Annotated in this window: 9 protein-coding genes; all 9 read right to left on the bottom strand. The window is 57.3% G+C overall.

Annotation, left to right across the window (positions count from 1 at the left end; all coding sequences use genetic code 11):
• Window positions 1–6 precede the first annotated feature (6 nt).
• The 9 genes from AABO57_10065 to asnB all read right to left on the bottom strand — a co-directional run bounded on the left by AABO57_10065 (window position 7) and on the right by asnB (window position 13,788).
• Window positions 7–1,059 (bottom strand): LLM class flavin-dependent oxidoreductase, encoded by a 1,053-nt coding sequence (locus tag AABO57_10065; protein MEK6286073.1) that lies wholly within the window; start codon window positions 1,057–1,059, stop codon window positions 7–9.
• An 88-nt stretch (window positions 1,060–1,147) separates the two neighbouring features.
• The gene (locus AABO57_10060) at window positions 1,148–2,401 is read right to left on the bottom strand and encodes a carboxylate--amine ligase (protein MEK6286072.1); all 1,254 of its coding nucleotides are present in this window, start codon (window positions 2,399–2,401) and stop codon (window positions 1,148–1,150) included.
• A 160-nt stretch (window positions 2,402–2,561) separates the two neighbouring features.
• Entirely contained in the window at window positions 2,562–4,319 is a 1,758-nt protein-coding gene (locus tag AABO57_10055) for a glycosyltransferase family 4 protein (GenBank protein ID MEK6286071.1), read from the bottom strand.
• Window positions 4,316–5,164: a class I SAM-dependent methyltransferase gene (locus tag AABO57_10050; GenBank protein MEK6286070.1), complete on the bottom strand. Its 849-nt coding sequence runs from the start codon at window positions 5,162–5,164 to the stop codon at window positions 4,316–4,318. Before AABO57_10050 ends, AABO57_10055 begins: the two co-directional genes overlap by 4 nt.
• A 4-nt stretch (window positions 5,165–5,168) precedes the next feature.
• The gene (locus tag AABO57_10045; GenBank protein ID MEK6286069.1) at window positions 5,169–6,398 is read right to left on the bottom strand and encodes an oligosaccharide flippase family protein; all 1,230 of its coding nucleotides are present in this window, start codon (window positions 6,396–6,398) and stop codon (window positions 5,169–5,171) included.
• Window positions 6,399–6,486: 88 nt separating this feature from the next.
• Window positions 6,487–8,013, bottom strand: coding sequence for a DUF362 domain-containing protein (locus tag AABO57_10040; GenBank protein MEK6286068.1), 1,527 nt, complete (start codon window positions 8,011–8,013; stop codon window positions 6,487–6,489).
• Window positions 7,994–9,397 carry a phenylacetate--CoA ligase family protein gene (locus AABO57_10035; protein ID MEK6286067.1) on the bottom strand — a complete coding sequence of 468 codons (1,404 nt, stop codon included), beginning with the start codon at window positions 9,395–9,397 and terminating at the stop codon, window positions 7,994–7,996. Before AABO57_10035 ends, AABO57_10040 begins: the two co-directional genes overlap by 20 nt.
• Window positions 9,398–9,502: 105 nt before the next feature.
• Window positions 9,503–11,509 (bottom strand): glycosyltransferase family 39 protein, encoded by a 2,007-nt coding sequence (locus AABO57_10030; protein MEK6286066.1) that lies wholly within the window; start codon window positions 11,507–11,509, stop codon window positions 9,503–9,505.
• A 266-nt stretch (window positions 11,510–11,775) separates the two neighbouring features.
• Window positions 11,776–13,788: an asparagine synthase (glutamine-hydrolyzing) gene (gene asnB / locus AABO57_10025; GenBank protein ID MEK6286065.1), complete on the bottom strand. Its 2,013-nt coding sequence runs from the start codon at window positions 13,786–13,788 to the stop codon at window positions 11,776–11,778.
• Window positions 13,789–13,791 lie beyond the last annotated feature (3 nt).

Genomic DNA, 13,791 nt, shown 5'->3' with positions numbered 1-13,791 from the left:
TTGAGCTCACGCAGAGTCGGCGAGGCCAGAGTTTACTAAAGGAATCACCTCTTCGGCAAAGCGCTCCATCTCTTCTCTCATCGGGCTCATCTGCATCAAGAATATCTCGACGCCCGCGTAGCGAAACTCGATCACCCGCTCGGCGATTTGCTCCGGCGTCCCCGTGAGCCCGCTTCGCAAGCCGCGATTCGACACGCTGTAATCACGCAACGACAACTCGCGCTCGAGCTTGCTCTGCGTGGTGAAATCCTTGAAGCCAAAATAACCGGCCGTGTCCTTTACGTCGCAGATGCGATCGATCTCCTTCTTCACTTCGGCGTCGCTCTTGCGGCAGATCACGTAAGCCGCGATCCCGTAAGTCATCGTTCCCAGGCCGAGCTCGCGTCTTCTACGTTCCATCTCCTCGACTTTCGGACGCACGTTCTCGGGAGGATCGCCGTGCATCAAGTAGCCGTCGCAGTAACGCGAGATCATCTGCTTGGCATCTTCCGATTCCCCGCCCGCGTAGAGCGTCGGCCAGGGTTTGCGCACAGGCTTAGGTTCAAGATGCGCCTTTTCAACTTTGTAATATTGCCCTTCGTAGCTGAACTCTTCCTGGGACCACATCCCACGCATCACTTCGATGAACTCGCGCGTGCGTTCGTAGCGCTGATCGTGACCGACCCACGTGCCGCCGTACTCGCGCATCTCCTGTTCCCACCACGCGGACACGATGTTCAGACTGAAGCGGCCGTTGGAAATCTGATCGATGTTAGCCGACATCTTAGCCGTGATTGCCGGCAGCCTGAATCCCGGACGAATCGCATTCATCAATTCAACCTTCTCGGTGACCGACGCGATTGCCGCGGCAGTAGTCCAGCACTCGAGCACCGGAGCCGTCGCGCCTTTGATGTCGTTCAGGTTCAACTCCGCGAGCAGCGTGATATCGAAGCCGATCTGTTCAGCCCGCTGAGCAAGCCTTTTGTTGTAGTCGAACGTCGCGTGCATTTGCTCGTCATCGACGTTGCGAAGCCATCCGCCGAATATCGGCATCCAGAATCCAAAACGTACCTTAGGCATTAGTCATCTCCCGAGTTTAACCGCAGAGGGCGCAGAGGAACGCAGAGGAACGCAAACTCTCTGCGTTCCTCTGCGGTTAAGTTCTGATCTAGCAAGCACAATAGTATTGCCGCTTCGTGAACAAGCTTTCGATCATTTGAACAAACGGCTCGGGATCATCGCCAGACAACACTGCGTCGACGATCTCACCCTCCGATTCCGCGCGGCCCGCGATCAGGGCCAGCCACTCCTGCCGCGTCAGCGTCGTTTCAGCCGCTCCGGCTCGCTCGCGGCGCAACCCAACGTAGTCCTTCAAGTAAACCCATCGCAGCCCGTCTTGTTGGCGCCCGGCCGCTTCGACGCTGCCGAAGACCGCATCGGCATAAGCCAGCCACGGCAGATCGATACCGGCTCGCATCGGCAACCCGATCCATTTCCACACTCGCGTGTTGATGTCGAGCAGCTTGAAGTCGCGGCTCGGCGCGTCGTAGATGAACTCGACTTCGCTGATGCCGTGATAGCCAAACTGATTCAGGATATCAACGCCGCGCGCGACGATCTCTTCGACGTAGCGCGAATCGACCAGGCAGGCGGTGCCGAAGTCGGGCGGATACTGTTCTAGCTTGCGCCCCACGAACACGCCCTTCGCTTGCCCGTCGCGCCCGATGTAGCTGCACAGCGAGTAGAAGCTATCGACGCCCGCGCCGACAATCTCCTGTGCAAGGAGTGCGTGATGGCCGGCGCGCTCGCATAAACCAAGAAACTGTTCACGCGTCTGGGCGCGCAGGACTTTTTCGCCGAACTCGTTGGTGAACTCGCGTTGAAGCGCCGGCTTCACGATGCACGGGTAGCCGATCTCGCTCGCGATTTGCTCCGGGCTTTGTTCGCCGACATAGTACGTTCGCGGGATGGGTATCTGCCGCTGTTCGCATTTGCGATAGAGCAAATTCTTGTCCAGTATCCGCTCGACGGTTTCAAGATCCGAGAATGGAAGAATGAAATACTCGCTAAGCTCGCCCGCGTGACGCGCGGCGGCAAACACCCATTCATCGAGACACGGAAAGAGGACCGCCTTCTGTTTCAATGCCGTTCCGATTTCCATTAGCAGATCGATGAAGCCGCGCTCATCATCGAGCGGATAAGGACACCGTCCCGCAATGGTCGTATAGCGCGAATGCAGACCAAAGCCGTTCTCGTCGCGGTCGAGCCCGATGACCGGCACGCCTCGCCTTCCAAGCGAACGTGCTACTGCAAGTCCAGTGATGTGGCAATTGAACACCAGTGCCGCAGGCATATCGGAGGTGTTGATCTTCCGGCGCACGGTGGCGATGAGCTCGCTGGGATCGTCGATCATGTTTCGCAATGTTAGCTGAGAGCGCGTGCTTCGGAAAGGAGCTGGCGCCTGCAGGAGCTGGCGCCTGCTTACGCAACGTCGTCCTAATCGCCTAAGAGATTCGGGAGGCGCCACTCCCAAATACCACCAACGCAGTTGGTGGGATTCAGGAGCTGATGTGCTCCGGTTGTTAGCTGGGTATGCACGATGACGACGCTTCAAACACTCGCGCGGCGTTGTGCCGCCAAGTGTATCGCTCAATGACAGTTCGCCTGGCCGCAGCCCCAAGCCGTTCGCGCAACGCTTCATCCCGACCCAATTCCTCAATCGCTTGCGCGAGCGCGTTCGCATCGCCCGGCTCTACAAGCACTCCGTTTTCGCCGTCGGCGATCACATCAGCTATCTGGCCGATCCGGCTGGCGATGATCGGCTTGGCCATCGCCATGTACTCAAACAGCTTCGTCGGCGAGCCGAAGAACTCACTCGCATCAGTCGACGGAACGTGTGGCGAAACCAATATGTCACAAGCGTCGAGATAGGCCGGCGCCTCCTGATGCGCGACGCGTCCCGTGAAAGTCGCGCTCACGCCTCCCGCTTCGATGATCGATTCAGTTTGTGCACGCTGTTCGCCATCGCCGATGAACAGGAAGTGACAGCCCACGTCTGGCTTCACTACGCGAGCCGCCTCCGCCAACACTGGCGCGCCGTGCCACGGGCCAAAAGTTCCGATGAACCCAATGACGATCCGGTCTTCGATGCCGAGCCTCCGCCTGATCTCGCGGCCACCACTCTCGGGTCGAAACCGATCTGTGTCAGCGCCGTTCGGGTTTACTATTATCTTCGTCGAGCGAAGATTGGAATCGATCAGATTGCGGCGCTCGACATCCGAGACCACAAAGATCAGATCAGCCGCGCGCTGGTTTAATCGCTCGAAGCGCTTCAACAGCCAGAGTTGACCAATCGGGTCCCACTGGCGGCTGACCCACACTTCCGAACCGTTGAACTCAAGCATCAGCGGAAGCCCCGTCATCAGAGATAGCGCAACGCCGGTCCAATTGAATCGGCTGTAGCGTTGATAGATGAAATCGAACTCATTGGACGACAGGGACTCACTCGAAATTAGCTGCAAGCTCTTGACGGTGAACACCAGATTGTTCCACAGCTCAAACAGCGCCTTGGTCGCGCCGAAAACTCGCGACGGTGGAATCGCGATGCTGCCGTCATTGTGTTTCTCGACAGGACTCTCGACGCCGCTCACTAGGAACGTGAGTCGATGTCTCAGCAGAGAGGCGCCGCTGGCGAATCCCGCGATGTGACTGGACATCCCGCCTTCCGCGGTGCTCGCCAACGTCGCTCGAATGTATAGCGCGCTAAGTGATTGCTCATGATTCGGGCCGGCCGTCCTTGTTGCGGGTCGCGATGCGCGCACGACCTTTCGAAACGCGAGCGCAATTCGCAGCGCCTCGGTGAGCAGCCATGAAAGAGGCACTATCAACCCGTACCCGCCCAACAACTCGAGCAAGAATCGCGGAGCTTGAATGAGCAGCACCTCGAGCCTCGAGCGCGAAACAGTTCCGCCCTTCTGGTCGCCGATCACAACCTGCCGCGCGCCTGCCGAGATCGCGAATAGCATGAGCGCGCTCAGTCCGCTCTGTGTGTTTAAGTCCGGCGTGAACACGGCGAACAGATCCGGGTTGAGCCCGCGCACCCGCGCAAGCGCTTCGCGCTTCGAAGTCCATTTGAGATCAGCTTTGTTTAGCGGCTTGATGTCGGCGCCCGACAACTGCTCGGACGCCCATTCGAGTGCGGCGCTCTTATTGCTGGACAGATCCAGTAACAACGCGAGCGGGCTTGCGTCGTCTCGACCGCGTGTATCGCTCGCGCCTCTGTTTGAGTAGCCGGCGGCAACGGGTCGGGCGGATTTGTTAGGAGGCGGAGGCGGATTCACTTGGTTGCCGTTATTAGGAGGTTCCAGCCGAAACTTCGAGCAAGCCCTTGGAAAACCGCTTCAGGCATTAAGCGCCCGATCTGCCCCAGCTCGCGGCGCGAGAGCTGGTTTACACTGATGTCGCATTCGCTGAAGCCGCTAAACAAGCGGCGAGCTTGGGCACGCGTGTAAGCCTTTACCAGCGGGCGTCCGCCTGTTTCCGAGTATTCGACGTGGCGGGCCATGATCTCTGTCATGCTCTCTTTAAGAAGCTCCCCGCCCAGTACTCCGTGTTTGCCGACGAGCGAGCCCCAGTAGTAAAGCGATCGACGATGATACAGCATCACGATGGCCTTGCCTCCGCGCTCGAGCACCCGATGAATCTCGCGAACGGCGCCCTGGGTATCGGGAGCGTGATGTAACACGCCGAACGAGTAAGCTACGTCGAAGCTAGCGTCGGGAAAGCTGAGGCTTTCGCCGTCGCCAATCGCGAACTCGCCGGCGAAGCCGTATACCTCAAACCTGCGCCGGGCGATCTCGATGCTTCGCAGCGTGAGGTCGACGCCGGTAACCAGCGCGCCGCCGCGGGCGAACTGTAGCAGGTCGGTGCCCGTTCCGACTCCGACTTCGAGCAGCCGTTTTCCGGCATAGCGATCGAAGCCAATTATCGGTTTCATCCAAGGCGCGTACTCGACGTAGCGATTGTGTTCAATCGCATCGAAGTACTCGCGAGTCCCAAACTCATGCTCGCGCGCGACGTGAGCACCGCATGGGTTCGCGCTCCATTGCTCACGAGCGCGTTGCTTGTAGTCTACAAGGACTGCGCTCTGAGGACCGAGGACTGAGTTGTGGCGTGTTGTGTTCATTTTCTCAGTCCTCAGCCTCCTGTCCTTCTTGCCCGGTCGTGCCCGTTTCGAGAGTCCGCTTGAACTTTCGATAGTAGAGAAGGTGCAGTAGGTAGTCCAGCGCCATCGCCCCGGCCCCCGTCCACGCCGCTCCCGCGATGCCGTAGCGTGGCACCAATATCACCAGCGTGGCAATCGTGGCGGCGCCGACTATCAGAACGATGTTTCGCAATTCAGCGCCTCGGCCGTGCGAGGCAAGGAATACGTTGTAGGGCTGAAACAACCCGACAAACGAATTCATGACGGCGAACGGAAGCAGAAGCGGCGCCGCGTCGCTGTATTTCGGGAAGAACAGCCGCAACGCAACCGGCCCGAGCGCAATCAGCCCGGCGGATGCGGACACAACCGCGATCGCGTTCCACCTGGTGATCCGCGGCGGCACTCTGTTGAGCCGCGCGAAGGCTCGGAATCGCGTGACCGCCAGCGAGCGGCCGATCAGCGCTACCGGATTGCTGAACTTTTGCGCAATGGCGTACATGCCCAGCGGGGCAGTGCCCGCCAGGAAATAACCGATCGCCAGTTGATCCGAGCGCGATGAAGCCATTCCGCTTATTCGCGCCAGGTAAAGATTGAACCCGTACCCGCGAGTCTCCTTAAGAGTCACCTTTATGTAGCCCGAGGCGCCTTTAAAGCTCGGTTGCATTCGAACCAGTGTCCAGACCGACGCCAACCCGGTGCCCGCCAAATAGGCTCCCAGGGCCGTTCCTGCGGTCAGCCGCTGCGTGGCTACCAGCACAGCCAATATCAGAAGGTAACCGCCTGACATCATCAACTGAAACAGCGAAAGCCGGCGAATCTGATTGAGACCCTGGCAACTCTGCTCGATCAACAACTGGAACGGCTGAAAAAGCGCCAGCGCTGCCGTCGCGATCAGCAGCCATTTCACGTCCTTGTTGAAGATCAAATCGATCGGCGCCGCCGTGAGGGCGATGAACGCGGAAAAAACGAGGCTGATCGCAAGCGTCATCAAGACGAGCGCCCCCAGCGCCTGCCGTTCGCTCTGGCGGTCGTGCGCGAGCGCAAGCACGCGAGCCCCCGCCGAGGAGATGCCAAACTCGAAGAACAGGCTTGTGACAACGATGATGCTGAGGCAAAAAGCGAAGCGGCCCATCTCCGCCGGTTCCATCCATCTCGCTTGGATCACGCTGGCGCAGAATCCGGCGAACATCGATGCGGTCTGGGCTGAAAAGAGCATGCCTGCCTGTCGCGGCGTCTCTCTGTTGAGGAAACGGAGATATAGACCGTGTAGTCTGTTCGAAGGCGTCATTTTTCGACGTATGACTCTACTGAGATAGCATGCCAACGGTTGTCTCTTCTTGCCGGGCAGATTCCGGGGCCGGCTCCTGTAGTTCGATCTGACCGCGCCAGCCCGCAGGCGCTCGGAAATTGAACACCACCTCGCTGGTCTTCATAATAGCCTCCCAACTCGGAACGTTCGAGACAACGCGAATTCTTTCGATCGCGAAATCGGGGAGCCATTCGCGCATCTGTTCGAGCGCATGCCGGTAGAGTGGAATCCGGCCGGCCTCGAATCCCATCAACCGTGCTGCTACCCAATCCACGGCCACCGGATTGAACCCCGCAAGCACGACCCCAGACGGATAAGCAGCCGGATGCAATGGACCTTCGCCTTCTCCGCCGATCACCCCGTCAATAACGGAGAAATACTTACGAGTCGGCAGCTCTTGCAAACGGCCTTCGGCGTCGGCGTATAGCAGTATTCGATTCAAGTCGAGCACCATCCGCCATGCGGTGTCATTTCCATGCCAGTTGCCGTAACTGAAAGCCGGCCTGGCCGAGTCGGCGGCAAAATACCCGAGAGCCTTTCGGAAGGCTCTCCAGGCAAGAAAGGGATATTTTCCAAACCGCCACGAGCGTCCAAGTAAGATGTCCGACAGAACGCGTTCGGCTCGATCTTCCCATCCCGGGTCGGAGAACTCGTCCCCGCCGCTCGCAGGAGACCCGACGCGATAATGAGCCAGATGGTTCTTGTCGGTATTGATCCCGACAATGTTCTTCAGGTTTAGAGTTGCTCCCACCTTGCGATGAACCTTCAGTTTGGGCACGGAGATCACCACGTCGCTCGATAACACCGGGCGCGCAACGACGTATTCGTGGCGATGGCCTTCGTGCGCCTGCACAGTCTCGCGCCGCGAGTAGTCAGCTCCGTACAACAACCGGCCATCGATGTTCTCCATGGAACTGTCTTCGCCGAGGCTCACTCGTACAGACTCGCCATTGTTTAGCGCTTTGCGCTCCCAAACGATTCCGTGTTTGTAGCGCGTTTGTTCCTTTCTAAAATCCACCAACCGTAGCGCGATGCCTCGCCGGGCGCAGGCCGATTCAAGGTAGGTCGCCAGGATATCCATGCCCGAAGCCTGGCAAAGCCGGGCGAAATCGCAGTTCATCTGCGGAGCATCGCCCACAACTAATTCGCCGTCGCCGCGAAGCGCAATGACGACATAATCGCATATGGCTCGAATCACCGAAGGATGGGTAATGACCGCGTCGAGGGGGCCCTGGCCGGCGTTGAAGTGCAGCACGAAATTAGGTTTGATCAGCACGCGCTGCCCCGGCGAAATCAGCTCGCCAAGAGGGTCCCACTCCGGCCGGCCGAAGTTCGCTTTGTCCATCCCCAACAGCCGCAAAGACTCCCGCACCATCGTGTATACCTGGTTGGCCGGGTCAGTATTTAGTTCTTCGTGGGGATACTCTGGATACAACTCAGGCGGATGAAACGGAGACTCCGACGGATACCGGCCGTCACCGGAAACCAGACCAACATCCAGGTTAGCTAGAAGACTTTTCAAGGCGAACCTCATCAAAGACAGATCGTGGAAGGTCCAACTCCCGAATCACAAAACGGAACTTGCCGCGAGGCATAAGCGGTATATCATCGGCTAAATTCAGCGAGACCTCCATCGTATCTCCCATCTTTTCGTCAAGCGCCGCAATTATGCGCTTCGAGTCTCGTTCTGAGTAGCCGGGTTTTCGCTTCAATCGCAGTTCAACCTTGCCCTTCTCACGTTGATAAAACTGAAGCTGCTGGACGTTATCGAAAACATGAGTATGCACGTTGAGCGCGGTCACCGAGATGAGATTGTCCAGTTTCCCGACAAGCATCTCCTGATGCCAGCGGCCATAAGTTTCTTTGAGAAGCCTCTGGTTGCGCCCACACGCGCATCGCTCGGGTCCAATCACCGCCCAGTCGTCGGTGCGGTATCTGATCAAAGGCATCGCGAAGTTATCCAACGACGTGCCGATCAGTTCGCCCATCTCGTCTTCCTGCTCAGCGGAAGAGCCGTCTTGCTTGATCACTTCCACCACTCCGTACTCGGGGAAAATATGGTAGTGATTGCTCAGTTCACACTCCCCGGCCAGAATCGTGTTCTCGGTGTGCCCGTACCATGAGAACAACCTCGCGCCGAAAAAAGACTCGATGAATTCTCTCTGACCCGGATATAAGTTCTCCGAGGCCGCCAGCACTGCTCGAAAGCGCGGAGGTTCGATCTCGAGCTCTTTGAGATGGCGGGCGAAATCGATCACCGCCGACGGATAGGAGTGCAGATACGGAAGATTCTCGTCGCGCATAACGCGCGCATATTCAGTCACGTTGTCCGGGGTCATATGGAAGTTTGAAAAAACAAACGCGCGCTCCGAGGCTTCATACTTCCAATGCCGTTTGCTTTTCACCGGCGAGCCCCTGAGCATCGCGCGACGGTTGTTGTAGTGAAAACCAACCCGGGCCCATTGTGAGTACATGAAAGCTCTTTCTCGGCCCCCGCTGTGTCTCAGGTTGTACAGCCCCAGTGGCTGACCCATCGTTCCCCCTGTTGTGAAATAGAGCATCTGGCGACGACTGACGTTATCGGCAATAAAATCCTGCGGGTGGGAACGTATAGTCTCTTTGTCGAGCAAAGGAAGAACGCGCAGGTCAGAAAGTCTGCGGAAGTTTTCGGGATCAAACCCGGCCTCGCGAAACGTTTGCCGGTAATACGGGACGTGCTTCGCGCAATGACGGAGCATCACGCGGAGCTTTGAGGTCTGGTATTCAATCAGGCGATCTTCGTCCCACCTCTGAGACTCTTCCAGGAACTTCAGCGTTCGCGAGAAGAGCGGCCCATAGCAGAAGGTTGCCGGCAGGCGATAGTAGGCCGGTCTCAAAAGAGACTTTAATCCGCTTCCGATGCTCATTGTTTTTTTTTATGCGTTCTAAATTCTATCGCCCAGGCACTCCCGTATCAAAGGCTGACATTCGCCAGTTCTCAAACGGAAATGTTGGCGACTTGATCTTCGAGGTCAATTAATTTGGCGCGCGAGTTTGTCGTGTGCGAGTTGATAGCCCCTCTGCATAAGTTGCCCGATGACCAGGCCGCCATAGTAGATCGTTGCTGCTGCTACCACAAAAAGAAAGTAGTGTATCGCCAGCACGTATCTGTACTCTGTGTGCAGGGGCGACTGCGCAAGAAGATAATAGATTGGAACGATCAGCAGGACGGCAAGCACTCGGCCGCGCCGCGCGAGTGCCAATAGAATGATGCCTATCGCGATAAGCGCGCGCATAGGATTCGTCTTGAAGACGTTTTTCTGAACACCGCGAATCAGGGCGCGCGGGTGTCGCGTCCAGAGATAACCCGTCGGCCCGATCTCGAACATCTCGGCCCGGCGTACGTTCAGCACTGTTCGCTCTACAGTTGATTTATAGAATGATGGCCGTACTTGCGCGTTGTCCCCGCTTGCGAAGGGGACTAGAAGCACTTTCATCCGCGGTTCACGAGTTGGATCAGCTTGGTTGGCATCTTTGTCTTCCGTCTTCCGCTTCGGCTCTTTTACTGCACTCGACGCAGCCACCAACGCAAGCACGATTCGCGGATCGGCGGTTCCTATCTTAACATCGGCGTTCCCCTGTTCGAGGGTTACCGATAACCTGAGCACATAGTCGGTATTCTTTTTCACCTCGATCGGCTCATAGGAGAAGATCTCTCCGTATTGAGATCCGTCGCCGGTGATTTGAAGCGCCTGGTTGCCATCTGGGATCGCAGCTTGCGCCAGCCTGGAAACGGCGTCGCCATTTGCCATCACCTTGGGCGAAGAACTTGACCACATTGGCGTCATTTCGGCAGCGGGCTCTAGCTTGTGACCGAAGTTGGGAGCGGCTGAAAGTGCGGGCGCTGTCGTAAGGTGAGGGAAATCCCGCGGGCGAAAGTCGTTGTATCTCAGCATGAATTCCATCCGGCGCAGCATCACGCCAACAAACCAGCCAGGATTTGACCGAACAACCGCAAGCCCTCGCCCAAAACGCGCCTTATCGCGCTCGATGCCGTCCGGTCTCCAAAGGCTGCCTGCGTAGTCGGGGCGGCCGTGCCACTCAGCATCTTTCAAAGCAGATTCGGCGTCGCTGCTCGGCATCCCGAACCTGTCCTCTTTGTCATAATCACCAATGCCTTCAACCAGGTTGAGTCCTGCCATAACCGAGAGCGGAACGAATTGATGGAACACAATCCAGTTGCGAATAATTATCGGCGCGATTATGAGGACAGTGCCAGCAATGAGAGCCAGCGAGTAACGCAGCCGCTTTCCGCGTTCGAAGAGTAGCGGAATGATGCAGGCAAGAAACGGCGCGAGCAGCAGCGCGTTTGATCTGAGCCAGCAGGACAACCCGACAAAGGCGCCGGCAGTTATTACTGTGATAAATCGAGGACGCTTGATTGCTCGAATCATGAAATAACCTGCCAGCAGGATCGGCAAGATCGAAAGCGAATCGGGCCCCAGCATCAGCGAGTAGTAAGCGAAATGAGGAGAGAAAACGCAGAGCATCGCGGCGATGATCGCAACGGCAACGGGAAACAACTCTGCCGCGATGAGGAAGATCACAACTGCCGAAGCGGCATCGCCAACTATCTGCACAACTCTGAGGACGGTGTCGGCTCGCGAAAGCGACTGCCCGGCCCCTTGCTCATAAAACGTTTTGAAGACAGCGGCCATTAATATTGAATAGCCGGGTGGATGCGTTAGTACAGTTGCGTCACCGGGGTCCACCGGATTGCGCGGGAATAGAATGCCTCCGTCATCAAGTATCCTCTGAGCCTGGTCGTAGTAGAAGAAGGACACTATCTGAAGTCCCGAGTCTCTTTTCCCGCGTGCGAGCTCGGCATAGTTGTCCTGCCAATACAAAAGCCTTATGCCAAGAGCGGTGAGAAAAATAACTGCGCAGGTTGTTAAGAGCTGAGCGCGGGATAACGTTGTCCGGGGAACATCAATTCCGCTTGTCGTAGAGGGCCACGATGCCAGACGATGAATCAGCATAATCACTCAGAAGCACCAGTACCTAGTGACTTGTACGGGGCATTTCGCTAGCGATCAAATGGACAAGAAATCCGTGCGAATCCGTCAAATCCGTTTCATCGGTGGTCTATGCGTTCGGAAGAATCGGTTTGGTAGTACCGCATAGAACCACCGATGACACTGATCCGACGGATTTGCGCGGATACCGCTTCACTGGCGAAATGTCTGTTACACGCCACTAGTCACTGAAAAGATGATGAGGCTGCAAGAGGTAAAGGACCAGGCCTTCAAACTCGGAGGCTCATATCGACCTCCATTGCTTTCGGTCCGGTTGCGCCTCCTTCAATCCAGCGGTCATACCAAAGACTCAGATTCAGCAGACTCCACAGGAAGAACGAATAATTGGCGCGGCGCGCTCGATGCGCATCTAGAAGCTGCTTGATATAGCCATAATCGAATAACTCTCTCTTGCGCAGAGAAGAGTCGAACAGCGACTCCTCGACGAAACCGCCAAGCTGATCGAGCATCCATTCATTTATCGGAACGCCGAAGCCTTTCTTCTTCCTCTTGATGATCCGCTCAGGCACCACGCCCTCGAGCGCGCGCTTGAGTATGTATTTGGTTTCGCCGTTGCGATACTTGAGGTCGCGCGGCAAGCCCATCGCAAACTCAACCAGCTTGTGATCCAGGAACGGGACGCGGGCCTCGACCGAGGTTGCCATCGTCATCTTGTCGACGCGCATCAGCAGAAGCTCCGGAAGGCGGAGTTTCAACTCGACGTAGATCATCTGCTCGAGTTGATCGGCGGATGGCTTTGCCGTAAGCAGTCGATCGAGATCCGCGCTTATGATCGAGTGAGACGAGAGTGCGTTTCCGCCGGCCGCGGCCAGCCTCGCTCTGGCCTGGGGCGTCAGCAGCCGCTGCTTGTTCACCTCATCAAAGACAAATGTTCCGCCCCAGAAAAGTTCTTCGCGCGCTGCCAGCCTTCGCATCAAATCCGGAATCATCTTACCCACGTTCGGCAGAAGCCGCCCGCCGCCGAGCCGGTAGAATGCCTGGCCCGCCGCGGAGGCGATACCACGCATCGGCTGAGGCCACCGGATCGCGCGCCGCCAAAACAGATCGTGAAATCTAAGATAGAGAACGTAGTTTCTGTAGCCGCAGAAAAGCTCGTCCGATCCTTCGCCCACTTGAATGACTTTTGTGCCGGTATCGCGCGCAAGCTTTGAAACGTAATACAGCGGCACGCAGACCGGGTCGGCGATCGGTTCGTCCTGGTGAAAGATCAAGTCGGGAATAAAATCGATAAGCTCTTGCTGACTGATCATGACTTCGTGATGATCGGTGCCGTACTCGCGAGCAACCGAGCGCGCTTCTTCGATCTCGTTATAAGCCGGGTTGTCGCGAAAGCCAACGGTGAAGGTGCGAACCGGTTGATCCATCAACTCAGCCATCAGGGCGACGTTGGCAGTCGAATCAATTCCGCCCGACAGGAACACGCCGAAGGGGACGTCGCTCATCATCCGCTTGGCTATCGACTCTCTAAGAAGGCAGCGCAGCTTTTCGGCTACCGCCTGCTCGTCTTGAAACTCCGCGGAATCGCGCGGCTCGACGATCGCGTCCCAGTAGCGGGTGACCTTCACATCGCCTCGCGCGTCGCACGTAAGCATGCAGCCGGCGGGAAGTTTTTGAATGCCCGCGAACAGTGTCTGAGGCGCTGGAGTCGCCAGGAAAGTCAGGTAGTGATAGAGAGCTTCTTCGTTGATGTCGCGCGAAACCGCCGGATGCTCGAGTATGGCTTTTATCTCGGACGCGAAGATCAACCGGCCGCCCGCGAGCGTGTAGTAGAGCGGCTTGACGCCGATGCGATCACGCGCGAGCACGATGCGGTTGGCGTCTTCATCCCAAATCCCGATTGCAAAGTCGCCTTCGAGTTCGTGAACGAAATCCAGGCCGCGCTCTTCATAGAGATGAATGATCGTTTCGGTGTCGGTGCGCGAACGATAGCGATGGCCTCTCGCTTCGAGTCCGGGACGGAGCGATTCGTGATTGTAGATTTCTCCGTTGAAGGTTATCCAGACACGCCCGTTTTCGTTAGGCATCGGGTTGCGGCCGGCGGGTGATAAGTCTACGATCGCAAGCCGCCGGTTGCCGAGTCCTACGCGACGATCTTCGCTGACGTACACACCGGCGTCGTCGGGTCCGCGATGAGTCATCGTGTCGCGCATACGAACGACGAGCGCGTCACTCACCGCCGGCTGGCTCGCGCCGTATTCATAGATTCCGCAAATACCGCACATAAG

This window comes from Acidobacteriota bacterium (assembly GCA_038040445.1).
GTDB lineage: Bacteria > Acidobacteriota > Blastocatellia > UBA7656 > UBA7656 > Onstottus_A > Onstottus_A frigus.
Note: the sequence above shows the minus strand (reverse complement) of the source record. Positions and strands in the feature narration are given on the sequence as shown.